Origin of the sequence: Desulfofundulus salinus (assembly GCF_003627965.1) — a bacterium.
Taxonomy (GTDB): Bacteria; Bacillota; Desulfotomaculia; order Desulfotomaculales; family Desulfovirgulaceae; genus Desulfofundulus; species Desulfofundulus salinus.
The window spans coordinates 1,092,557-1,115,946 of sequence record NZ_RBWE01000001.1 but is presented as its reverse complement, the minus strand read 5'-3'; the positions used below and the strand labels follow the sequence as shown (position 1 = coordinate 1,115,946).

Below are 23,390 nucleotides of genomic sequence, written 5' to 3'. Positions count from 1 at the left end.
TCGCTGCCCCCTTGAGTACAGGAAAAACCCTTTTCGCAGGGAAGGCTGTTATGCCGTTATCATACCCCTCCGGTTCAGGGCCACCTGGCCCCCATCCGTCAGGGTACTTATGAAAGATTATACTGTAAAATCAGTAATTTGACAATAATTTTTCCCCGGCGGCCGTCCGGCCTGACCGAATTTGCCGCTAAAAAATTGGGACTTAAAATAACTATGCCCACTATTTTGAGTTTTTTGTCCTAAGACTATCACGCAAAGCAAAAGAAGTACTTTCTTTGGTCAGGCTTCCCCCCTATACTTCGCTAAAAACCCCCTCAGCAGCGCCTTAAATAGTGGGCCGTGGTTGGGTATCTTCAAGTGCAGCAGCTCATGGACAATGGCCTCCGCCCGGAAGGCTGCCGGCATGCGTAATATGGCCGGGTCAAAGGTCAGCCTCCCTTTGCTGGAGCAACTGGCCCATTTCTTTTTCATCGCCCGGAGCTGGACCTGTTTAGGTTCCACACCGATCCGCCTGGCCCAGGTAGCCACTTCCGCCCGGAATACTTCTTCGGGGATCACTTCCTCAAGCTCATCCAGGGAGGCAAGAGAATTCATCGAATCATAGGATACATCGCCGCGCTCCATTAGCTTCCCAAAGGGATCTTTTACGGCAACGTACGCCGGATTATCAGTTGAAGGCCCCTGTTGCCTGCCGAATAAGTTATGGCCTAACGCCAGACTCATCGTCCAGCCCCCTTTAACAGGCTTAATATTTGGTCTACCAAATTTTTTATTTCCTTAACGGCTGCTGCTTTGAGGTTTTTATATAATTCCAAACGTATCTGCCGTTCCTGGGTTTCACTGCTCTGCCAGTAGGGATAACGTTCAAAGGCCCGGGCCATATTCCTGGCTACCCGTTCAGCTCCATTAACCTTTTGCCGCTTTAAAAGCCAGTAAACGGCATAAGGTTCCGGAGCCATTCTTTTCTCGGCCCGCTCTTTTTCCGCCGCCATAAATTCATCAATTAATTCCTGCAGGCGCTTAAGCGCTTCCTGGGTATTCAATTGCCGCTCCTGGTAGGCCTGGGCGATTCTTTCGGCCATCTCCCCGATGGAAAGGAGGTAAGGCGCCTGCTTGGCTCTTTCTGCGACCGCCTCGGTGATGCTTTTTAGCAGGTTAAAAACCTTAACCGTATAGGGAGCGGTGTCCTCGGCCAGCTTCTCCAGGGTGTGCTCGGTAATTTCATAGATGTCCACCCCATCTTTAATTGCCCCCGGCAGGGTATGTTCCTGCACGAGCCGGGCTGTTTTCCGCATCAGCTCCTTGTCTAAAGGAACTGTCTCCGTTGACCGAAGCAATCGGTATAATCTGGCCAGCTGATCATAGTCATCCAGGTATTCCCGGAGAAACGGATCGGGAGAGAGAATTTCATAAAGGTTGGCCAGTTCCTTGAAAAACCAGTAATATTCCTGTTTGGCCTCCTGGCCCCGGAAATGTTCCAGGGCTTTGTCTGCTGCTTTGTCATAACTGTAATTTTCAATAATGGACAGGTAATCCCTTTTCGCTTTGGCCATCATTTCCGCAAAACGCTCTTTTAACAGGTCGAGGTGCTGGATTGTCCCTTCCACGTCGCGGGAATCAAAGGCTAAAGCTTTCTCCAGGTTTTCAAAGATACCCACAAAGTCCAGGACAAAGCCGGCCGGCTTCTGGTGGCCATCTTTATCTTCATAGGGACGGTTGACCCGGGCAATGGCCTGCAGCAGCACATGGTCCCGCATGGGCTTATCCAGGTACATGCAATACAGCACCGGGGCATCGTAACCGGTAAGCAGCTTCTCGGTTACAATGAGAATCTTGGGCAGTGATTCCGGATCGGCAAAGGCCTTACGGATTTTCTTTTCTTCGTCGTCGGAAAGATGATAACGGGCCAGGTGAGCTTCATCATTATGCCCCCGGCTGATCACCACAGACGAATATTCAGGCGGCAGGTATTCGTCCAGGGCCTCTTTATACAGAACACAGGCTTCCCGGTCCACTCCCACTAAAAAGGCTTTATAACCCAGCGGCTCCACGTATTCCCGGTAATGCCGGGCCACATAGGCGGCGATCCGGTCCATCCGCTCCCGGTTTTTGAGCATATTCTTCAAGGTAACGGCTTTTTCTAAAACCTTATTCAGTTCCTCAACGTCACTGACCCCTTCGGCCGCGGCCAGATTTAAGAATTCTTCCTCCAGAGTTTCCCGGTCCACCCGCAGGTCATTGGGGGCCAGGGCGTAATGCAGGGGTACCGTCGTCCGGTCCTCTATGGATTCGGCAATGCTGTACTTATCCAGGTAGCCATGGGGATCTTCACAGCCAAATACTTTAAAGGTACCCTTACCGTGGGCCGTGCGGTCAATGGGAGTGCCGGTAAAACCGATATAGGTGGCATTGGGCAGGGCGCCCATCAGGTAGTTGCCCAGGTCTCCGCCAGTGGTGCGGTGGGCCTCATCCACCAGCACAAAAATATTGGAACGCAGGTTAAGGTCCGCCGGCATGTCATCAAATTTATGAATCATGCTCACGATCAAACCCCGCCGGTCGGAAGCTAAAAGTTCTCTTAAATGGTTTTTACTCCTGGCTACCTCCACCGCGCCAAGGCCGCAGGCGGAGAGATTGTTGAAAAGCTGCTGTTCCAGCTCATTGCGGTCCACCAGCATGAGCACCGTGGGGTTATTAAAACGGGGATCTTCAATGAGCTTTTTAGCAATGGTGATCATGGTGTAGGTCTTGCCCGAACCCTGGGTGTGCCAGACCAGCCCCCGCTTTTTGGCCGGGTCGGCGGCGCGGTTTAGCACCCGGCCAACGGCCCGCATCTGGTGGGGGCGCAGGATGACCTTGCTCAAAACGTCATCTTTGCGGGTAAACATGATAAAGTCCGTCAATACCCGCAAAACCCGCTGGGGATGGATGAAGTTTTTCACCAGGGATTCAAAATCCTGGCTCTGGTTCTCGTCCCGCCAGTTGAAAAGATTTTTGCGGCTCAGGCTCCAGGTGGCTCCATAGTAGAAGCGGACCAGGTGGGTGAGGTTACATACCTGCAAGAGGGCCATGAATTCCGGGGCCTGCTGGTGATAACGGCGCAACTGATCCAGGGCTTTAGCGATGCCCTCGATCTCGCTGGTGGACTTTGTTTCTACCACCAGCACCGGGATCCCGTTAATTAAAAAGACAATATCGGCCCGAATGGTACAGGTGCCGTTGGTATACGTAAACTCGTCGGAAACCTGGAAGACATTAGCCCGCCAGTTGCCCAGGTCCAAAAGGCGGATGTTGCGTTCTCTTTTTTCTGTTTCTACATAGACCGAGCGCAGGCCCTTCAAGTATTCCCAGGCCTGGAGGTTCCCTTCAATGGTGGGCGGTACCCGCTCCAGCCGCTTTAATACCTCTTCGGCACGCAGGTGATCCACTACGCCGGGGTTTAATTTCTGGAGCTGGCTGATAAAGACATCCCGGACCACCAACCCGCCCACGCCGCCGCGCCGGAGCTCCAGATCAGATGGGGCGACATACTGCCAGCCCGTTTCGGTGGCGTAACGGATGAAGGGATTTTGGACCGTGGCCTTTTCACCGCCCAGGGGCATCAAGATTCACCTCCAGGTCTTTTACCCGCACTTTGCCGGTCATGAGCAGGTGGAGCATGGTTTGGAAGAGGGATTGTAAAGCTACCTTACGTTTCTCTTCTGCCTCAACCTTTTGTTCTAGTCTAGTAATAATGTGCGCGATTTGGCTTTGTTCGGGAAGAGGAGGAAGCGTAACAGGAAATGCCTTAATAATGGTTTGGCTAACATTAGGTTGTGCTCCCCCATACCGTTCTTTCAAGAGATCTTCGCGCCTGTGTATAATATAGGCCTTCATATATTGTGGATCAAAGGATTTATCCTTAGGAAATACCGCACATACAGCTTGGTTGGTAGCAGCATCTATATCTAAAAGTGCTGTTTTACCTGCAGTAGCTCCATACATTGCAATAAGAAGTGTACCTCTAGGAAAAATTTTTGCCGAAGAATTTTCTAATCCCTTTTCGCTAATTTGCTCCTCAGTTTTAAATATAATATTATCATCTAATTCTCCAGACTTTACCCACGGAATATTCCCTTTAAAATATTCAGGAACGTTTCTGCTAGGTGTCCCACCACTCTTTGTATCTGCAACATCTCCCAACTTTACTACTTCCCAATGCTCCGGCACCGGGCCGATTTCGGTTTCCTTCAGGGGGACGCGGTCAATCTGGTCCACAGGCACCGGGCCATAGGTGAAGAGGTGCCGCATGAGCGACCGCTTTAATTCCCGGACGGCGGCGATGATCCTGTCCTGCAGTTCAATTGCCCGCTGGATGGTGGAAAGGACGTGGGCGATTTTGCGCTGCTCGGGGAGGGGTGGGAGGGGGAGAAGGTGCGCCTCTAATACTGATTTAGGAATTCTTTGCCTCCCGGTTGCTCCTTCCATCTTACCAGCAAGTTGTCTTCTAACATCCGGCTGGCGTAAGCAATGAAACAGGAACAGGGGTTCAAGTTTCGAGGGGTTGGGCTTCAATGGATAGACCTCGGTAGTGGCATATGCAAAATAAGTGGGAATATCTCGTAGGATGCCTTGCTTTCCGTTTTCAAAGCAAGGTGTAATCCGGGCTAATAGAATATCGCCCTTTTCACAATATACGCCACTGGTGATCTCTTCACGAAACTTAAGTGTATAGTTCTAGGGAAGGGCTAAGGTTATAATCATTGCGGGCCGCTTCCTCGGTACGGATTATTTTGCTCAGGCCCTCCTCTTCCCGCCAGTCCCGGTAAATCTCATATACCTGCTTTATATGGTCATCGTCCAGGTAGTTCTTCGGGCGCCCTTTGGTAAATAGCCTGGATGCGTTAATTAACAGAATTTCCCCCGGATGTTTTTTGGCTTTATTGATCACCAGGATAATGCCCGGGGCGGTGGTGTTATAAAACAGGTTTTCAGGCAGCAGAATCACACATTCCACCAGGTCATTTTCCACAAAGACTTTCCGGATGTCCCGCTCCCGGTTGGAGCCCTGGTTGCCGCTGCCCCGGGAAACGGAACCGGTGTCTAAAACCACGGCCATCTTGCCGTTTTCTTTGAGGGAGGCAAACATGTGCTGGATCCAGCCCCAGTCGGCACTGGAGGCCGGCGGGATACCGCCAAACTTAAACCGGTCAAAGGGGTCTTCTTCATATATGGAAAGGGGGAACTTCTGGTTCCACATGGGATTGGCGGTCACCTTATCAAAAACACGCAGGGAACCATCGGGGTTGGTAAAGGCCGGCCGGGCCATTGTGTCCCCCAGGCGGATTTCGGCCTCCAGATCATGGATGAAAGCGTTCATTTTGGCCATGGCAAAGGTGGTGAAGTTAATCTCCTGGCCGTAAATCTTGACCGGGGCGATCTGGCTATCAGTCCCATATGCTTCCCGGTAAGCCAGCACGCTTTTGATTAAAAGACCGCCGGAGCCACAGGCCGGATCGTAGATCTCATCGCCGGGTTGGGGGTCCAGGATATAGGCCATGAGCCAGGTCACTTCCCGGGGAGTATAGAATTCGCCGGCGCTTTGTCCCTGACCCTCGGCAAATTTACGCAGCAAGTATTCATAAGCCCGGCCCAGAATGTCGGCCTCCACGTCTTTTAATCCCAACCGGTAGCGGGAAAGGATCTGGACCAGGGTAAAAAGCCGGTCGTTGTCTATAATAGGCTGGCCGACTGCCCGGGCGTTAAAGTCTACGTGTTCAAAAATGCCCTGCAGCTTGGGATTCTCCCGGGCCACCGCCCGCACGGCATCGGTGAGATATTCCCCGATGTTCGTGGTCTGCCGGGCAATGGACGGCCAGCGGGCGATTTGGGGGATATAAAACCTGACCAGCTCGTGATCTTCATCCACCTGCTCCAGTGATTCTTCTACACTACCAAATATCTCGTCGGCCAGCCTGGCCACTTCATCCTCAAAGACGTCGGAAAGGCGTTTTAAAAAGATCAGAGGTAATATGTAGTCCTTATACTTTGGGGCATCTACCGGGCCACGAATGACACAGGCCGCTTCCCAAAGCCAGTTCTCCAGGGTACTGAGATCCAGGCTGGTGTTTTCGGTCATTAACTATTCCTCCCATTAATTAACTGCAACTCTTTTTGTAACTTTTCCCGGTCTGCAGCGAGATCTAAAACATGCATCGATTGCAAACTCCTCCGGTATAAGAACCGGCGACGAGGTATCTACTAACCGAAGAGGGAAGACCCATACCCGGCGCGGGTTACCATCAGCATCGGGTTGTATTTCCTGATAAGGTTGCCCGGCCAATTCTACTCTCCCCATATAGGTATATTTACCAGGGACAAAAACTTCGGGTTGTAGTCCAGGTTGGAAACTCATTCTATCACCCTGCTGCTTTGTATTTTTTCTACGAACGGTTTATCAGCAGGAGCAAAATCATATTTGTCCAGTTCGTCTGCGCTTACCCAGCGATATTCAGCGTGGCTTGTTGGTTTAAGCTCCCCTTTTTCCAAATGGGCCAGGTAAGCCAGCAGGTGAACGGTAGTATGATCATAACGATATATGCTCTCCCCAAAGAACTCCTCCACCGCTATCTCAACCTGGAATTCTTCCCGCATTTCCCGGCGTAAACATTCTTCCGGGCTTTCACCGGCCTCAATTTTGCCGCCCGGGAACTCCCATTTATTGGCCAGTTTATCATTTGCCTTACGTTTAGCAATCAGAACCCGCCCATCTTTAATTAATATGGCTGCGGTAACTTTGATCATGGTTTGGCTCCTTTACGAATTTGGTCAATAATTATAGCCACAATTTTTAGCTTTACTTAGCATTTGCTGGTGTCTTTCTTTAATACTTTGCAAATCCCACATGTTGTACGCGGCGGCCACCGCCCCCCACAGGCCATTCCCGGCTTCCCGCGCCTCCCGCTGGAGCTCCGCGAAAAGGTCGGCGTACTTCACGTTGGGCGGGACGGTCATCACCTGAGCGTAGCTGTTCAGGACCAATTCGGCGTTGAACATCTTGACCCTTACTTCGGCCTCGCCGTCGTCCTTACCTATTCAACTTTAGCACCCCTTTTCCCTCCCGTTTTCCTCTATACTGGAAACCTCGATTTTATTTTACACTATCTCCACTGACAGCAGGCCGCCACAAAGTCAAAAAACATTCAGGCTCTCCCATACACCGCACTTCAGGGAAAAGGGGGTTAAAGGCGGTACAGGAGTGTTTGGGTAAACCGGCCTGCACGTCGCAGCGTCATCAAACTGCAATCCCTGCCTCCGCCAAAACCCCCCATCGAGGGGGAAATTAAAAAAGGCCGGTGTTGTTGCCGATCAAAAAAGAGAAGCCGCAGCTAACGCTGCAGCTCCACCTCATAGGTTATCTTTCCGGGCAACGCCGTGCCCTGTAGTTAACAAAGCGGTTTTTACCGAACATCTGCACCATACATAGACAAGGCTATAATGGAAAAGCTAACATGGGAGGTATAAATGGAGATGGCAGATATCACCATTCACCTGGAACCGGTTATTAACGAACGGGGAATAGCACGGCTGCAGTCCGCTTTAAACGGCCTGGGCGAAGATGATGAGCTCAACATCGTTATGGAAGCTACCGACGCCCACCAGGCCGACCAGGTTACGGAAATCCTGGAGGCAGCCGGTTTTGACTACCAGCCCCGGGGCAGCCATGACGGCAGGCTCTACCATATCATTGCCCGTCGGAAGGCAAGGTAGCCGGAAAGTTCAATTCTTTCCACCTTTGCAACTCTTGCGGGGTTTCCCGGGGCCGGCCCTGCCAGAGGACAAAGGACAGCAGAACCAGAAGGGTACCACAGACCAGGGGAAAATACTGGACCGGGCCGGCCAGGAAACCCCGGCCGGCAGCCATAGCCACACCGTAGAAACCCAGCCCGGGGATCATCACCCCGTAGTTGCCAGCGCCCAGCTCCATCAGCATACCGGCAAGGGCTAAAAACCCGGCCAGCCATGCAAGCCACGGCAGCAAATCCAGCAGCGGGGCCACAATTTCCCCTGCTGCCCCCAGGAAAATGAAGTACCGCCCGTAATGAGCCGACCGCACAAACCAGGCATACTTTTCCATGTTCAGGGCATAGAAATCACCCAGGAGAAAAAATACCTCCCGCCAGGCCTTTAATTTCTGCCGCCAGTTTAGCGTTGGAGTGATCACCGGCAGGGAATCCAGGGGGTGTTTTCGCCCGGGGTAAAGGTAGCCCAAAAGTTCAGGCACCAGAGCCAGACCCAGAGCGGCAACTCCCACCGGCCATTGCCCGGCCAGCAGGTTAATACCGCCGCCGGGTAACTCCGGCAGGTACACCGCGGCCAAATAGGTTACGGCAAAGAGCAGGCTGTGCAGCAGGCGCCAGGAGGACGCCCAAAGGGGCAACAGGCAAAGCCAGAGCATGGGAGTGATCATCACCCCCACATCACCGACCCCGGCACCCCGCACGAAAAGACCCGTAACAAGGGCCCAGCTCAAAGTAGTTACCCAGGCCAGGGGCGTGTGGTAATAAGTAGCAAAAAAGTGTGCCCCGGAAAAAAGGCGGTAAGCAGCAAAAACGGCAATGACCAGCATTATAACTGCCAGTGCTTTCGCAGGCAAGACTTTACCGCTTACCCCGAAGATTGCCGTAGCAGTGGCCACAGCCCCCAGGCAAAAGCCCCCAAAAAAGCAAGCCTGCCGGACGCGTCCCACCCGCCAGGAGGTATAGAACCCCAGGAGCAGGAATACCAGCGGGTGATAAAAATTCTGCCCGGTCAACACCGCCGGGACGGCTACAGCCGCCCCTTCCAGAAGAGACGCGGCAGGCAAACCGGCCTCACCGGGCCGGCGGGAAACTTCTTTTCGGGTAGACACACACCCACCTCCATTAGTCATATGTTATTCGACAGGTGGGTTTTAATTCCTGCTCCGGCAAGGGGGGGCGCGTCACTGCCAACATAGGGACGGAACTTTTAAGTTTGTCAGCAGGAACCGGGCCAGAAGCGGCGAAAGATTTAAGTAAATGTTCAGTAAAAGGAGTTTTCTCATGCGCTGGCTTGCGACCATCTGTCTTAACGGACTGGCTCTGCTGTTAATTGATTTAATCGTACCCGGGTTTCGTATCGTGGGCATCGGCCCGGCGGTACTGGCAGCCTTTGTCCTGGGTCTGGTAAATACTTTTGTGCGGCCGGTGTTATTATTCCTTACCCTGCCGTTAACGGTCATTACCCTGGGCCTGTTTATCTTTGTCATCAATGCCATAACCTTCACCATAACTGCCTGGCTGGTACCCGGCTTTCACGTCTATAGCTTTGGCGGTGCCTTCTGGGGGGCTCTCCTGACCAGTGTTGCGGGCTGGGTAATCAATATTTTATTTAAAAATTGATAATTTAGTGATAAAATAGCAATAAGATCGGGCAGGTCACGGGCAGGTTTAGCCCGGGCAAGTTTTACGGAGGTGGGAGCGGTGATCCGTGTCAATGTGAAGGGAATTGCCTATGACATGTCGGGTAATCCAATCATACTGCTAACCGATCAGGAAGAAGAAAGGGTGTTACCCATCTGGGTGGGATTGCTGGAAGCCCACTCCATTGCCGTAGCCTTAGGGCAGGTACCTCCACCCCGCCCCCTGACCCACGACCTGTTTAAAAACGCCTGTGAAGCTATGGGTGCCCGGATTTCCCAGGTGGTAATCACCGATCTCAAAGACAGCACCTTTTACGCGGAGGTTCACCTGGCACTACCCGAACATGGTCTGGTGCTGGACGCCCGCCCCAGCGACGCCGTGGCCCTGGCTTTGCGGGCGGCGGCACCGGTATATGTAACCGACAAACTCACGGAGCATATGCTTTTTATCAAGGACCTTTTTGATGAGGAAACCCGGGCCGAATTGGAAAAGATCTTTGAGCTTACTAAAGAATATAAAAAGTCCCTTCACTAACGCACAATCTAAAGAAGAAAACTAACAAAACCCTTCTGTACCGCTAAGAAGGGTTTTTTACTTTCTTTTACCCATTCCGCGGGAGATTAGTGATTAAAGGACAGGGCAAAATAACACTAAATCAAGCATGAAACAGTCAAAAAAGGAGGTGCCCCATGACCGGCAACGGTTACAAAAGACCCGAAACCATTGCGGACCTCCACCGCCCGCCGGGAATCCCTCAACCTAGGGAGATTAAATCCCAAAAGGCACAGCTGGAAAGCGTCCACCGCCACGGAACCAACAAGGCGGTAAAATGGCAGATGTCCTGTAAAACAGGGCGGAGGGAAAGGAACCCGGAAGTCAAGTAGCACTATCTTCCTTTTTCAAGCGGCCGGGGGAAACCCGGCCTTAAAAGTCACCGGCAGGCGGGGTGCAGGCGGCCCGGGCGCCTCCCTGCTGTTCCCTTTGCAGGCGTACGGCATGCTGGATGATCAAACGATATACTTTTTCCACTATCGCCGGATCCACCCCTTTTAGTTGGGCCAGGCGGCGCACCCGGGCCAGCACCCGGGATTCCCGGTGGGGATCGCGCACCGGGCAAACGCCTGCCTTTAATTTCCCTATCCGGACCGCCAGAGCGTTACGCCGGGCCAGCAATTCCACCATTTGTTCATCCACCTCATCGATGGCCTCCCGCAACCCTTCAATTTCCTCCCATTGTACCGGGGATGGGGATACCGCCTGACCGGTGAACCCGGCCTCCACCGTTGAGCTGCTGGGGATGTCGTCAGCTGGCCGTTTTACTTTATCGACCGGGTCGGCAGTATGCTCAGGCCCGCTCAAGTCCGCGGGATAGGAACCGAGCACCCTCAACTCTGCCCGGGAAGCCACTGCTTCTAAAGCTTCCTGTACCTGTTCATCAAGCCGGTGGCCTACCAGATCGATGAAAAACAGGTACTCCCCCAAACGGCGCCTGGAGGGACGGGACTCTATACGCGTCAGGTTGATCCCCCTTGCGGCAAACTCTCCCAGCACCTCGTACAGGGCTCCCGGGCGGTGGGCCACGGAAACAATAAGGGTTGTTTTGCAGTCCGGCGCCCACCCGCCGTCCTCACGACCGACCACGATAAACCGGGTGGCGTTGCCGGGGCAATCATTGATTTTTTCCACCAGCACTTCCAGCCCGTACTCCCGGGCAGCCGTTACGGGGCCAATGGCTGCCCAGGGAGCACCGGTGGAAGCCACCAGGTGCACGGCAGCGGCCGTGCTGGCGGTTTCCACCACCTGAGCTCCGGGCAGGTGTCTGGAGATGAACTCCCGGCACTGGGCCAGGGCATGGGGATGGGAAAGCACCCTTTCAATTGTCTTTAGCGATACTCCCGGCGGAGCCATAAGGCAGTGGACCACCGGCAGGATGATCTCCCCTTTAATGCGTAAGTCCGGGAAAGTATGGGCCAGCAGGTCCTGAGTCTGGTTAACCGCCCCTTCACTGGAGTTCTCCAGCGGCACCACCGCTTCGGTCACTTCTCCCTGCACCACCGCCGCAAGCACCTCGTATATGGACGGCAGGGCTACCATTTGGACATCCCCTGCCGGCTGCCGGGCCAGGTATTGCCGCACCGCCAGTTCCGAAAAGGTACCACATGGGCCAAGGTAACCAATTTTTTTGTCCATGGCTCTTGCTCCTTTCTTTCAAGCCGCCCGCCCCACGGCAGCAGCCACCGCCCGCAATTCCTCCATCAGGGAAACAAACTGCGCCGGAGTCAGGGACTGGGGACCGTCACAAAGGGCCTGCGTGGGCTCAGGGTGCACTTCAATCAGCAAACCATCGGCACCGGCAGCCACCGCCGCCCTGGCCATGGGGCCCACCAGCCGGCGGTCCCCCGTGGCATGGCTGGGATCCACAATCACTGGCAGGTGGCTTAAAGACTTCACCAGCGGTACGGCACTCAAGTCCAGGGTGTTGCGGGTGGAATGCTCAAAGGTGCGGATACCCCGCTCGCAAAGGACTATCTGCCCGTTACCTTCGGACATGATGTACTCCGCCGCCATCAGCCACTCTTCCACTGTAGCCGACAGGCCGCGTTTGAGCAGTACCGGCTTGCCCGAGCGGCCGACCATCTGCAGGAGGCGGAAATTCTGCATGTTCCTGGCCCCCACCTGGAGCATATCAACGTACTCAACGGCCAGTTCCAGACTGTGCTCATCCACCACTTCGGTAACTGTGGCCAGGCCGGTCTGGCGGGCCGCTTCCGCCAGCAGTTTTAAGCCCTTTTCCCCCAGCCCCTGGAAGCTGTAGGGGGAAGTACGGGGTTTGAAAGCGCCGCCGCGTAAAATAGCAGCACCGGCCTGCTGCACCATGTGGGCTGCTGCAAGCAACTGCTCCCGGCTTTCCACGGCACAGGGTCCGGCAATGACCGCCAGCTGGCTGCCACCAATGGCCACGTGACCTACCCGGACAACGGTGTTTTCCTCCCTGGCTTCCCGGCTGACCAGCTTGTAAGGCTTCATGATCGGCACGACCCTCTCCACCCCCGGCATGGTTTCCAGTCCCAGGGAATTAAGTACGCGCCGGTCGCCTACGGCGCCAATGACAATCCGCCTGACCCCATAAATGGGGTGGGCAGAAAAACCGCATTCCTCCAGACGCATAATTACCGCCTCGACCTGCTCGGCGGAAGCCCGCCCGTCCATAACTACTACCATTTATTAATCCCTCCATTCATGATTTTAAAAATAAAAGTCCGCCGCTTTCATCCCTGGGGACGAAAGCAGCGGACTTCCGCGGTACCACCCCAATTGGCCGGAAAAACCCGGCCCCCTCGAGCAGGGTACGGGAAAAACAAACACCCCTTACAGCAACGGGAAAAATAAAAGCTTCTCGCACCTTTAGGGACGAGAAGCATACTGCTTTCCGCGTTACCACCCTACTTGACCGCAAAAACGGCCCACCTCAACACAGGGTACGGGAATGTGTCTTTCCGATACCCCCTTCCCGGTAACGTGGGAAGACTACGGCACGGCCTACTTGCCCGCGGTAACGGGTTTCAGCCTGCATCTCCGGGGAGAACTTCAACCGGTCATGTTCTGAAGGCGCTTCCAGTCGCCGACGCCTCCTCCCTGGAGAACTGTTTCCGGCCTACTTTTCCCCTTCATCGACTTTAGGGATATAATTTATGCCTTATTATAAAAGAAAAACTCCGGCAGCGCAAGGGGGCTGGTTGTCTTTTTTGAGTTTAAATAAAAGCCGGCTTAACGGCATCCAGCACCTCTTGCACCTTTCCCGGCGCATCGGGGCTTCCCCGGTTGACGGCGTCCCACGCCGCCTCCACATCGGCAGCCAGGTCCCGGTTCAAATGGCCGGCAATGAACAGGTAAGAGGACAGGCGGCGTTCCAGCTGGATCTTGAGCCTTTCATGAAGGGGCTTTTGCAGGTAATCATAAATGGTTTGTAAAATGGCCGGTTTATCGCCGGGCAACTGTCCTTCTACTTCCCATAAGAGGTTGCACATCTGGTCGCTGGCCAGGTAGGCATGGCAGTCCAGGTGCTCCACGAACAGGGCAATTTCTTCCACCACTTCATCTTCCGTGAGCGGTTCAAATTCCCCGGCCAGCATCCTGTCATAAAGGGGGGTACCCCGGCGGGGAACAAGGGTTCTTAAGCGGATGAAATCCGGGTCAATCTCATTTAAAACCCGGGCCGATTCAAGGGCATGTTTTTTTGACCACTTCTTTCCACCCAGGCCGGGCATGTAATATTCGCTTAACTCGATGCCGGCTTCCTTTGTTTTTTTGCCGGCAAGGATATGTTCGTCCGCCGTGGTTCCCTTTTGGATACAGGCCAGCACCTCATCACACCCGGATTCAAGACCGATATGTAACCGGGAAAGACCGGCCTCACGCAACCGCTTCAGGTCTTCCAGCGGCTTTCGAGCAATGGTCTTGGATCTGGCGTAAGAGGTTATGCGCTCAATGGTGGGGAAAGTTTCCTTTAAGTAGCGCAGGATTTCCACCAGGTCGGCTGTCCTGATTTGCGGTGCGTTGGCGTCCTGGAGAAAGACAGTCCTGGCCCCGGAGGAAAGCCAGTGGATAACATTGGCCAGGCTCTCCAACCGCCGCTCCACAGCTTCGGGATCGTTGTAAGCCCTGCTGTAGAGGGCGGGGTTTTCGTTGATGAAGGTGGTCACCACTTCCTGCCTGATGGCGCCCCGGAAACCAAGCCGCCAGGAAGCAGCCTTGATTTCCTCAGCCAGCGCTTTAACCGTATCGATGTCGGCTTTGATCTCTTCAACGCCCCGCAGGCTGTAAGTTTTGTTCTTGTAGGTACGGCAGAACTCACAGCGGTTCCAGGGACAGTTTCTGGTGACGCGAATGAGCAGCGAGCGGTCTTTGCCCTCGCTGGGGGGTCTTATGGGCCCCATTTCGTGATATCCTTTACCGTGCTGCAGGATTGCAGGCAACATAGTTTTCCACCGCCTTTAGGCAATGCTCCTTTTTTAATCCTAATCCTGAACATAGCACTTGCCTGCCGTTTGCACGCGCTCGCTCCGTTCGCCTCGCAGGCCAAAACTAGCGCTCGACCCCGGACTCCGGCGGGGTTCTGTCGGTGGCGCTGAATGTGTCACAGGTACCTACCCCGCCACCCCTGCGGACTTCAAGGCTTCAATGTCCTGCTCCCGGTAGCCCAGGCGGCGCAGGATCTCCGCCGTATGCTCCCCCGCCCCCGGGGCAGGAAAATCGGCTTTTACCTCCACACCCCGCAACTTGAGGGGCTGGGCAACCGTGGTTATACTCCCTTCCCTGGTGGGAAGCTCCATAAATAAATTTCTGGCCTTAATCTGGGGATGCTCCGGCACCTCGCTAACATCCAGAACGGGCTCGATACAGGTGTCAACTGTACCAAATAGTTCCATGATTTCGGCGCGCGTTTTACTGCTAAAAAACTCCTGCACCGCCTGCCGTGCCTCGTCGTCCTCCCTGTGCTGCAGGGGCAGCAGGTCCGGCCGCCCGGCAACGCTACAAAAAGTCTCCCAGAACTTGGCCTCGAGATTGCCCACACTGACATAGCACCCGTCCCTGGTAGCGTAGATGTTATAACAGGCCCGACCCCCGTTCAGTTCTTCCGTGCCGCGGTGGGGCTCACCGGCCCCCGCCAGATACTGGGTTAGGTACAGGGCCATCCACGATACTACTGTATCAGTTAAAGCCACATCTACGTAAGCGCCACGGCCGGTCGTAAGGCTTTTTACGTAGGCCGCCAGGATGCCAACTACCGCCATCAACCCGCCGCTCAGGTCGGCTACCTGCACGCCAGGCAGGACGGGCGGGCCCTCCCGGTGGCCGGTTAAACCGAGAGCACCGGCAACGGCCATATAGTTGATGTCATGGCCCGGGCGCCGGCTGTAAGGGCCATCCTGACCGTAACCGCTTAAGGCACAGTAAACCAGCCGGGGGTTCTCGGAAGATAAAATTTCGTAACCCAAGCCCAGGCGCTCCATTACCCCCGGTCTAAAGCTCTCGATCAACACGTTAAATTCCCGTACCAAACGCAGAAATATTTCCCGCCCCTGTGGTGCTTTAAGGTTTAAGCGCATGGACTTCTTGTTGCGGTTGACGGCGTGAAACCATACGCTCTCCCGCCCCAACCGGGGCCCCATTTCCCGCATGTAGTCTCCCGCACCCGGATCCTCGATCTTGAGCACCTCGGCACCCAGGTCAGCCAGGATCATGGTGGCATAGGGACCGGGCAACAGCCGCGTTAAATCCAGAACCTTCATATTTTCCAAAGTCCGGTACAACAGTTATCGCCTCCCGGCATTGCTTTACAAAAATTATACCAGGATAATGATTATTGTGGTAAGATTTAGATTAGTTGAAATAGCCGCAGCCCGGACAAAGGAGGAATTTTATAAATTATGGAAAGCCTCATTCCCTTCTTTCACCCCCGATCTGTAGCTCTCATCGGCGTTTCTACCAAAACGGGCCTGCAGGCCTTTAACATACTGGAGCAGGTGCAGGCCGGCGGCTACCGGGGGCGCATTTATCCCGTTAACCCCAGGGGAGGGACCATATTAGGCCTGCCGGTTTACCGCACGGTCAGCGAAATCCCCGAAACACCCGACCTGGCCGTAATCTCCACCCCCCGCACGGCTGTACCGGATGTGGTCAGGGAATGTACGGCCAAAGGCATTAAAGCCATAATCATAATTACCCAGGGTTTTGCCGACGCCGATGAATGGGGAAAACAAATGCAACAGGAATTGTTGGAAACAGTACGGGATAATGGAACACGCATTGTCGGACCCAATACCATCGGTGTCGTAAACCTTTATGAAAACCTGAACACTTCTTTCATTGGTTTCCTGCGGCAAAAGGCCGATACGGCCATGATTTGCCAGTCGGGTATCTTTTTGCTGGGTGCGGCTGACTTTACCGCGGGCATTGGTTTGGGAGTGGACATCGGTAATGCGGCCGATGTAAGTTTTACCGAAAGCCTGGCCTACCTGGGACAACAGCCCCAGGTGAAGGTCATCAACCTGCACATGGAAGGGATTCAGGACGGGCGCCGGTTCATGGAAGTGGCCCGCCGGGTAAGCAGGGTAAAACCGGTGCTTTGTCTGAAAACCGGCTGCAGCGAAGCGGGTGCCCGGGCCGCCAGTTCCCACAGCGGCTCTTTAGCCGGGGAGGATCACGTCTTTAGCGCCGCTTTTAAACAATGCGGCATCATCAGGGTACGGGACGTAGAGGAAATGCGCTACTTGAACAAAACCTTCCTCACTTATTCTTCCATGCCCGGGCAGCGGGTGGCCGTGGTGACCATCAGCGGAGGGGCGGGCATCATGGCCGTGGATGCCTGCAGTGCCTGCGACCTGGAAGTGGCTCAGTTCAGCGAAAAAACCCGGCAAAAGCTGGCAGCCGTTTTCCCCGGCTGGATGGAAGTAAATAACCCGGCGGACATCTGGCCGGCGGGTATGGCCAGGGGATACCTGGACATCCTGGAACTGGCCCTGGATACAATATTGGACGATCCGGGCGTGGATGCGGTTCTGGTGATCAGTCCGGCTTACCTGGATCCCGAAGAAGACCCGCGCCTGGACATTTCCCCCACGATCAACCGGATGGCTTCCCGGTACCCGGAAAAACCCCTGGCCCTGTGGATTTTTGGCGGTTACCGCCCGGAACTGGCGGCCAGGTTGGAAAAAGAAAACCGGGTGGTGGTCTATCCATCCCCGGAGCGGGCCATGGCTTCTCTGGCAGCTTTATACCGCTACCTGCACGAAGTTAAAAGCCGCACTTCCTTATCCCCACCGGTCTTTTCCGGCATCCATGGGGAGCGCATCGAGGCTATCCTTGAAACAGCCAGGCAGGAAGGGCTCAAAACCATAAACGAAACCGCCCTGGAAATTCTGCAGGCGGCCGGCATTCCGGTGCTTCCCTCCCGGGTGGCGCAAAGTGCCGGGGATGCCGTAAAAATAGCCGGAGCCCTGGGCTACCCGGTGGTAATGAAAATTGTCAGCCCGCAGATCTCCCATAAATCGGACGTGGGTGGAGTGAGAGTTAATTTGACCGATGCCCGGGCGGTGGAAAAAGCCTATTCCGAAATGTTAGCCAGCGTTTCTGCCCGGGCACCCCACGCCACCATCAAGGGAGTGCTCATCCAGCCCTACAGGCCCGGTGGAGTGGAGGTACTCCTGGGCTGCAAGCGCGATCCCTCCTTTGGACCGGTTCTGGTCTTTGGCCTGGGGGGAATTTATACGGAGCTGTTCCGGGACGTTTCCTTTGCCGTCGCACCAATAAACCGGGAAGAGGCCCTGGACATGATCAGGGAAACCAGATCCTACCGGTTGCTCCAGGGGTACCGGGGACAACCCCCGGCAGACATCGACGCCCTGGTGGAATGCCTCCTGCGCCTCAGCCAGATGGTCACCCGGTGGCCCGAAATTATGGAAATGGACATCAACCCCCTTTTAGTTGGCCCGCAGGGCGCGGTGGCCGTGGACGCCCGCATAACCATAGGATAAATAGAAAGGAGTAGAAAGGAACAGGTGATCATGGCCGATAATAATATCTGGAAAAAGGTTGCTTTTCGGAACTCCCGGGGGTTAACCCTGGCCGGTCTGTTATACGGCACGCCGGAGGAAACAGGTGATATTGTCATTCACTGCCACGGCTTCACGGGCAGCAAAGAAGGGGGTGGACGGGCCCTGGAGCTGGGTGCCGAACTGGGCCGGCGTGGCTGGTCTACCCTGGTCTTTGATTTTGCCGGTAATGGTGAAAGCGAGGGAAACTTCGCGGACATTACCCTCTCGGGACAGATCGACGACCTTACCTGCACCGTGGACTGGGTGCTCAAACAGGGGTATAAACGGATTGTTACCGTGGGGCGCAGTTTCGGCGGTTCCACGGTTATCTGCCAGGGAGCCCGGGATCCCAGGGTGGCCGGGGTGTGCACCTGGGCTGCACCGGCCAGATTACTGGATCTTTTTGCCTCATTTACCGACGAGCCCATTGACGGCCCGGAAGAAATGGTGGCCATTGCAGGAGAAGACGGCATCATCTACTTGAAGAAAGCTTTTTTCCAGGACCTGAAGCTCTATGATGTTCCAGGAGATGCAGCGCGCCTTTCCCCCCGGCCCCTTTTAGTCATCCACGGCACCAGAGACGACGTCGTTCCGCCCGAAGACGCCCGGCTCATTTTTAACGCAGCCGGGGAACCCAGGGAACTGGTCTGGATTGAAGAAGGGGATCACCAGTTTGCGAAACATCATCATCAGGTCTGGGAAACCCTGTTTACCTGGCTGGACAGGTATTTTAAAAAGCCGGTCCCCTGATGCAAGGAGTGTGAAAATGTTAGGAAAGAGAGTGCTTACGGGAAAGAAAAGCCCCTCCCCGGAAAACCAGGCCGGCGTGGAAACGAGCCCCACCTACCGGGCCGCCGTGGATACGGGGGGCACATTCACCGATATCTGCCTGCTCCGGGAAGATACCGGCGAAGTATTTATCTCCAAGGTACCCACCACCCCTGATCCGGACCGGGCCGTACTGGACGGCCTGGCCGGGGCGGCAGCTGCGGCCGGGTTGGACCCGGCAGGATTAAAATTGCTCCTTCACAGCACCACCGTGGCCACCAACGCCCTCCTGGAAGGCAAGGGCGTACCGGTGGCCCTGCTGGTTACCCGGGGCTTTAAGGACATTTTGCTCATCGGGAGGCAGAACCGGCCGGCCCTTTACGATTTCTGGGCGGTAAAACCCCGCCCCCTTGTTCCCCGCCGCTTAACCTTCGAGGTAACGGAACGGGTCATGGCGGGCGGCCAGGTATACATTCCGCTGGACGAAGGGGAAGTGGAGGCCATTGTGGAAGAAATCCGCCGGGCCGGGGTATTTTCTATTGCCGTAAGCTTCCTGCACTCCTACGCCAACCCCCGGCACGAAGAGCGGGTGCGGGAAATTATTGCCCGTGTTTACCCCGCCGCCCGGGTGACCCTTTCTTCCGATATCCTGCCTGAATTCCGGGAATACGAACGCACCAGTACCACCGCCATTAACGCCCTCGTTCAGCCCCGGATAGCCGATTATGTAGCCCGTCTGAAGGAAGGTTTAAAGGGCATCACCGGCCCGGGGAGGCAAGGCAGACGGCCACCCGGTTTGTTCATCATGCAGTCCAGCGGCGGTATGCTTACGGCCGACCAGGCCATGCGGGAAAGCGCCCGCACCGTTCTTTCCGGTCCCGCCGGCGGGGCTTTAGCCGGGCTGTTCCTGGCCCGCCAGACCGGCCGCCCCAATGTAATCACCGCCGATATGGGCGGCACCAGCATGGATATCTGCCTGATTAAGGGAGAGCAGCTGCGCCACACCACGGAGGGCACCATTGGCGGTTACCCGTTGAGCCTGCCCATGCTGGATATTCACACCATCGGGGCGGGCGGGGGCAGCATTGGCTGGGTGGACGGCGGTGGAGCCCTGCGGGTGGGACCCGCCAGCGCCGGGGCCGATCCCGGCCCGGCCTGCTACGGCCTGGGAGGAACGGAGCCTACGGTTACCGACGCCAACCTGGTGCTGGGACGCATCAACCCCAACCGGAGTTTAAATCCCGCGCTTACTTTGCAGCTCCGGCTGGCCAGAAAATACCTGGAGGGAAAAATTGCCCGTCCTTTAAAACTTACCGTTGAAGAAGCCGCGGCAGGCATGATCCGGGTGGTAAATGCCGCCATGGCCCGGGCCATACGGGTTGTTTCAGTCCAGCGGGGCCATGACCCCCGGGATTTCACCCTGGTCGCTTTCGGCGGGGCCGGGCCCCTGCACGCCGTGGAACTGGCCCGGGAGCTGAATATTCCCTACGTGCTCATCCCCCGCTACCCCGGGGTTACCTCCGCCCTGGGGATGCTCTATGCCGACGTGCGCCGTGATTACGTACGCACGGCACTGTTGCCTTTAAACGACACGGAGCCCGGCAAACTGGTAGACCTTTACAAGCCTCTCGAAGAAAAAGGCCGCCGTGAGCTGGAACAGGAGGGATTTTCCCCCTCGGAGATCATTATCACCCGCCAGGCAGATTTACGCTACAGGGGCCAGTCCTATACCCTGACCCTCCCATTGCCCGCCGGTCAACTGGCTCCGGAAGACCTGGCCATTTTACGGCGCAACTTTCACCTGCTTCACCGGCAGGAATACGGTTTTTGCCGTGAGGAAGCCCCTTTAGAGGTGGTCAACCTGCGGCTGGTGGCCCTGGGAAACCTGACCCGCCCCGCCGTTTCCACCCCCGTAAAAAAGAAGGGTTCAAGGTTGATGCCCGAACCGCTGGAAGAGCGGCCGGTGTACTTTGATGACCGCTTCTTACCCACACCGGTTTATCGCCGCAACGATCTGGAACCGGAGATGAGCCTGAAGGGACCGGCGGTAATTGAGCAATCCGACACCACCACCCTGGTATGGCCCGGAACGTCCGTACGGGTAGACCAGTGGGGCAATCTCATCATCCATGTGGGGGGAAGATAGATGTCCCAATTAGATATAGACCCCGTACAACTGGAAGTAACCCGCCACGCCCTGCAATCGGTGGCCGAGGAAATGGGCGCCATCCTTACCAGAATGGCCCTTTCCCCCAATATCAAGGACCGCCGCGACTGTTCCACCGCCATCTACACCGCCGACGGCCGGCTGGTGGCCCAGGCGGAACACATTCCCCTTCATCTCGGCCTCATGCCTGCGGTGGTGCAGGCAGTGTTACGGGAATATCCCCTGGCGAAGCTTGAGGACGGCGATGCGGTCATCATAAACGACCCTTACATCAGCGGCTCCCACCTGCCCGACATCTGCGTGATTAGCCCCGTCTTTTACCGGAACAGGCCCCTGGCCCTGGTGGCCAATCTAGCCCACCATGTGGATGTGGGCGGTGCAGTCCCGGGCAGCATGTCCACCCTGGCCACGGAAATTTTCCAGGAGGGCATCCGTATACCGCCGGTTAAAATCCGCAGGCGGGGCAAGATCAACCAGGAGCTTTTAAAGCTGGTGTCCCACAACCTGCGGACCACCAGGGAGTTTCATGGTGATATCCAGGCTCAGCTTACGGCCAACGACCGGGGGATAAAAAGGCTTGTGGAGCTGGCGGAGCGCTACGGGGCAAATGCATTGAAGCAGCATATGGAACAAATCATCAGCTACACCCACTGGCGGCTCCTCGCTGCCTTAGAAATAATACCCCCGGGGACCTATGAGTTTGAAGACTTCCTGGAAGGAGACGGCCTGGAAGAAAAACCTATCAATATCCGGGTAGCCGTTACCCGGCACGATAAAGGGCTTACGGTAGACTTCAGCGGTACCCACCCCCAGGTAAAAGGGCCGGTTAATGCCACCAGGGGGGTAACCCTGGCCTGTGTCTACTATGTAGTAAAGGCAGTGGTGGACCCCGATTTGCCTTCCAGTGATGGCCTCAACCGGGCTGTGGAGGTAGTTACACCCGAAGGCAGTCTGGTAAATCCCGTCTTCCCCGCCCCGGTAGCCCACGCCAGCATTAATACTGCCCAGCGCATTGCCGACGTGCTCCTGGGTGCCCTGGCCCGGGCGGTGCCGGAGAGGGTAACGGCAGCGGGAACAGGAAGCATGAGCAATTTTACCGCAGGCGGCGTCGACCCCACCACCGGCACCTACTATTCCTGCGTGGAAACATGCGGCGGCGGCCAGGGAGCAAAACACAACCAGGACGGGATGGACGGGGTGCACGTGCACATGACCAACACCCGCAACACGCCGGTGGAAGTAATCGAGCAGTCTTACCCGCTAAGGGTGGAGCGCTACGCCCTGGTTCCCGATTCGGGTGGGGCCGGAAAACACCGGGGCGGCCTGGGCATGGTGCGGGAAATCACCGTCTTAAGGGGAGAAGCCACAGTAGCGGTAAGCACTGAACGGGCAAAATCGCCCCCCTGGGGCCTGGCGGGCGGTCTGCCGGGACAGAGGGCGATGGCCAGGGTGGTCTGGCAGGCAAACCCCACCTTTGCAGGCTCGGGCCTGGACGGGGGCTCTACCGGACGGCTGCCAGTGGCAGCAACAGTGGGAACAGAAACGAACGGGAAACAGGAATTCAAAGAGGGAAAATTTACCTGCCGGGTACCGGCGGGAACCACCATTATACTGCAAACCGCCGGCGGGGGTGGTTACGGTCACCCCCTGGAACGGAATCCGGAGCAGGTGCGGCAGGATGTGCTGGAAGGGCTGGTCAGCCGCCGGGCGGCAAAAGAAGTGTATGGGGTCGTATTCACCGCGGATCTTGAGGTAGACCATGAGGCCACCGTCAGGCAGCGGAAAGAATTGCGCCACAAGGGGCAATGAAAACATACTAAGTCAGCACGCTTCGCCGGGCTATTTTGGACTGCCCCCCTATGGACAGCAAAGAACCGTTATGATATAATTTTATGGAATCAAACTGGTTGGTGGTTACCGGCAAATACTCTTCTCCTGGATGAGGGAGCGGGTAGTTTGTGTTTGGGCCCCTGAACCAGTAAGTCCCTGAAAGGAGAGGAGTATTTGTGTCTTACGAGGACAGAGTGCTTACCTGCCGTGATTGCGGCGCCGATTTCATCTTTACCGCCGGAGAACAGGCCTTTTACGCCGAGAAAGGCCTGCTGAATGACCCCACCCGCTGCCGGGACTGCCGCCGCCGGCGCAAGCAGCGCAGCAACGGTAACGCCGGGGGAATGGAGCGGCAGATGTACGATACCTTCTGCTCCACCTGCGGTGCACCCACCCAGGTGCCCTTTAAACCTACCGGCCGCAAGCCGGTTTACTGCCGGGAATGCATGGCGGTTAACCGCCGGGCAAGCTTCCGCTAGTTTTTTAACACGTAGACCATTACCCTACCTGTACATCACAGGTAGGTTTTTTTTTGAGCACACGGCAATGTGAAAATGAGCAACTGCATAATTGTACTTTTTTAGTAAATAATACTATAACAGGGTA

The 23,390-nt window shown here is 55.7% G+C and carries 20 protein-coding genes and 1 other annotated feature; of the genes, 9 read left to right on the top strand and 11 right to left on the bottom strand.

The genetic code is table 11. The features are described 5' to 3' along the window. Positions 1-279: 279 nt before the first annotated feature. The 6 genes from D7024_RS05765 to D7024_RS05735 all read right to left on the bottom strand — a co-directional run bounded on the left by D7024_RS05765 (position 280) and on the right by D7024_RS05735 (position 7,035). Positions 280-723: a M48 metallopeptidase family protein gene (locus tag D7024_RS05765; protein WP_121450937.1), complete on the bottom strand. Its 444-nt coding sequence runs from the start codon at positions 721-723 to the stop codon at positions 280-282. After that, positions 720-3,602: a type I restriction endonuclease subunit R gene (locus tag D7024_RS05760; protein ID WP_121450936.1), complete on the bottom strand. Its 2,883-nt coding sequence runs from the start codon at positions 3,600-3,602 to the stop codon at positions 720-722. The genes D7024_RS05765 and D7024_RS05760 overlap by 4 nt, the downstream gene beginning before the upstream one ends. Then, a complete protein-coding gene (locus D7024_RS05755; protein WP_279221016.1) occupies positions 3,586-4,689 on the bottom strand; it encodes a restriction endonuclease subunit S in 1,104 nt (367 codons plus the stop codon). Before D7024_RS05755 ends, D7024_RS05760 begins: the two co-directional genes overlap by 17 nt. Positions 4,690-4,702: 13 nt before the next feature. Further along, the gene (locus D7024_RS05750) at positions 4,703-6,118 is read right to left on the bottom strand and encodes a type I restriction-modification system subunit M (protein ID WP_121450934.1); all 1,416 of its coding nucleotides are present in this window, start codon (positions 6,116-6,118) and stop codon (positions 4,703-4,705) included. A 272-nt stretch (positions 6,119-6,390) separates the two neighbouring features. Continuing rightward, positions 6,391-6,783: an 8-oxo-dGTP diphosphatase MutT gene (gene mutT, locus D7024_RS05740; protein WP_121450933.1), complete on the bottom strand. Its 393-nt coding sequence runs from the start codon at positions 6,781-6,783 to the stop codon at positions 6,391-6,393. Positions 6,784-6,807: 24 nt separating this feature from the next. Further along, positions 6,808-7,035 carry a thermonuclease family protein gene (locus D7024_RS05735; RefSeq protein ID WP_121450932.1) on the bottom strand — a complete coding sequence of 76 codons (228 nt, stop codon included), beginning with the start codon at positions 7,033-7,035 and terminating at the stop codon, positions 6,808-6,810. A 468-nt stretch (positions 7,036-7,503) separates the two neighbouring features. Here D7024_RS05735 and D7024_RS05730 point away from each other — a divergent pair, with 468 nt between their 5' ends. Further along, a complete protein-coding gene (locus D7024_RS05730; protein WP_121450931.1) occupies positions 7,504-7,749 on the top strand; it encodes a hypothetical protein in 246 nt (81 codons plus the stop codon). Here D7024_RS05730 and D7024_RS05725 read toward each other — a convergent pair. After that, the gene (locus D7024_RS05725; RefSeq protein ID WP_121450930.1) at positions 7,724-8,890 is read right to left on the bottom strand and encodes a hypothetical protein; all 1,167 of its coding nucleotides are present in this window, start codon (positions 8,888-8,890) and stop codon (positions 7,724-7,726) included. The two genes, D7024_RS05730 and D7024_RS05725, sit on opposite strands and share 26 nt — an antisense overlap. A gap of 172 nt (positions 8,891-9,062) precedes the next feature. Between D7024_RS05725 and D7024_RS05720 the strand changes: the two genes are divergently transcribed. The 3 genes from D7024_RS05720 to D7024_RS05710 all read left to right on the top strand — a co-directional run bounded on the left by D7024_RS05720 (position 9,063) and on the right by D7024_RS05710 (position 10,306). After that, positions 9,063-9,401: a phage holin family protein gene (locus D7024_RS05720; protein WP_121450929.1), complete on the top strand. Its 339-nt coding sequence runs from the start codon at positions 9,063-9,065 to the stop codon at positions 9,399-9,401. Between the two features lie 81 nt (positions 9,402-9,482). Then, the gene (locus D7024_RS05715; protein WP_121450928.1) at positions 9,483-9,956 is read left to right on the top strand and encodes a bifunctional nuclease family protein; all 474 of its coding nucleotides are present in this window, start codon (positions 9,483-9,485) and stop codon (positions 9,954-9,956) included. A 155-nt stretch (positions 9,957-10,111) separates the two neighbouring features. Continuing rightward, positions 10,112-10,306, top strand: a complete 195-nt coding sequence (locus D7024_RS05710; RefSeq protein WP_121450927.1) for a hypothetical protein — start codon at positions 10,112-10,114, stop codon at positions 10,304-10,306. 40 nt (positions 10,307-10,346) lie between these two features. On the opposite strand, the gene pheA is transcribed toward D7024_RS05710, so the two are convergent. From pheA to D7024_RS05685, 4 genes are all read right to left on the bottom strand, one after another. Then, on the bottom strand, positions 10,347-11,612 hold the full coding sequence (gene pheA, locus D7024_RS05705; protein WP_121450926.1) for a prephenate dehydratase: 1,266 nt from the start codon (positions 11,610-11,612) through the stop codon (positions 10,347-10,349). Between the two features lie 18 nt (positions 11,613-11,630). Continuing rightward, positions 11,631-12,644 carry a 3-deoxy-7-phosphoheptulonate synthase gene (gene aroF, locus D7024_RS05700; protein WP_121450925.1) on the bottom strand — a complete coding sequence of 338 codons (1,014 nt, stop codon included), beginning with the start codon at positions 12,642-12,644 and terminating at the stop codon, positions 11,631-11,633. A 182-nt stretch (positions 12,645-12,826) separates the two neighbouring features. Continuing rightward, positions 12,827-13,103, bottom strand: a binding site (T-box leader). A 71-nt stretch (positions 13,104-13,174) separates the two neighbouring features. Beyond that, the gene (locus tag D7024_RS05690; protein ID WP_121450923.1) at positions 13,175-14,401 is read right to left on the bottom strand and encodes a radical SAM protein; all 1,227 of its coding nucleotides are present in this window, start codon (positions 14,399-14,401) and stop codon (positions 13,175-13,177) included. Positions 14,402-14,569: 168 nt separating this feature from the next. After that, positions 14,570-15,736, bottom strand: a complete 1,167-nt coding sequence (locus D7024_RS05685) for a CaiB/BaiF CoA transferase family protein (RefSeq protein ID WP_243113707.1) — start codon at positions 15,734-15,736, stop codon at positions 14,570-14,572. A gap of 117 nt (positions 15,737-15,853) precedes the next feature. Between D7024_RS05685 and D7024_RS05680 the strand changes: the two genes are divergently transcribed. From D7024_RS05680 to D7024_RS05660, 5 genes are all read left to right on the top strand, one after another. Then, positions 15,854-17,959, top strand: a complete 2,106-nt coding sequence (locus D7024_RS05680; RefSeq protein ID WP_121450922.1) for an acetate--CoA ligase family protein — start codon at positions 15,854-15,856, stop codon at positions 17,957-17,959. Positions 17,960-17,989: 30 nt separating this feature from the next. Then, complete coding sequence (locus D7024_RS05675; protein ID WP_243113827.1) at positions 17,990-18,769, top strand: alpha/beta hydrolase; 780 nt, start codon at positions 17,990-17,992, stop codon at positions 18,767-18,769. 16 nt (positions 18,770-18,785) lie between these two features. Beyond that, complete coding sequence (locus tag D7024_RS05670; protein WP_121450920.1) at positions 18,786-20,933, top strand: hydantoinase/oxoprolinase family protein; 2,148 nt, start codon at positions 18,786-18,788, stop codon at positions 20,931-20,933. Continuing rightward, on the top strand, positions 20,934-22,763 hold the full coding sequence (locus tag D7024_RS05665) for a hydantoinase B/oxoprolinase family protein (protein WP_121450919.1): 1,830 nt from the start codon (positions 20,934-20,936) through the stop codon (positions 22,761-22,763). It abuts the gene before it with no gap. Between the two features lie 197 nt (positions 22,764-22,960). Beyond that, on the top strand, positions 22,961-23,263 hold the full coding sequence (locus D7024_RS05660) for a zinc-ribbon domain containing protein (RefSeq protein WP_121450918.1): 303 nt from the start codon (positions 22,961-22,963) through the stop codon (positions 23,261-23,263). Positions 23,264-23,390: the final 127 nt, after the last annotated feature.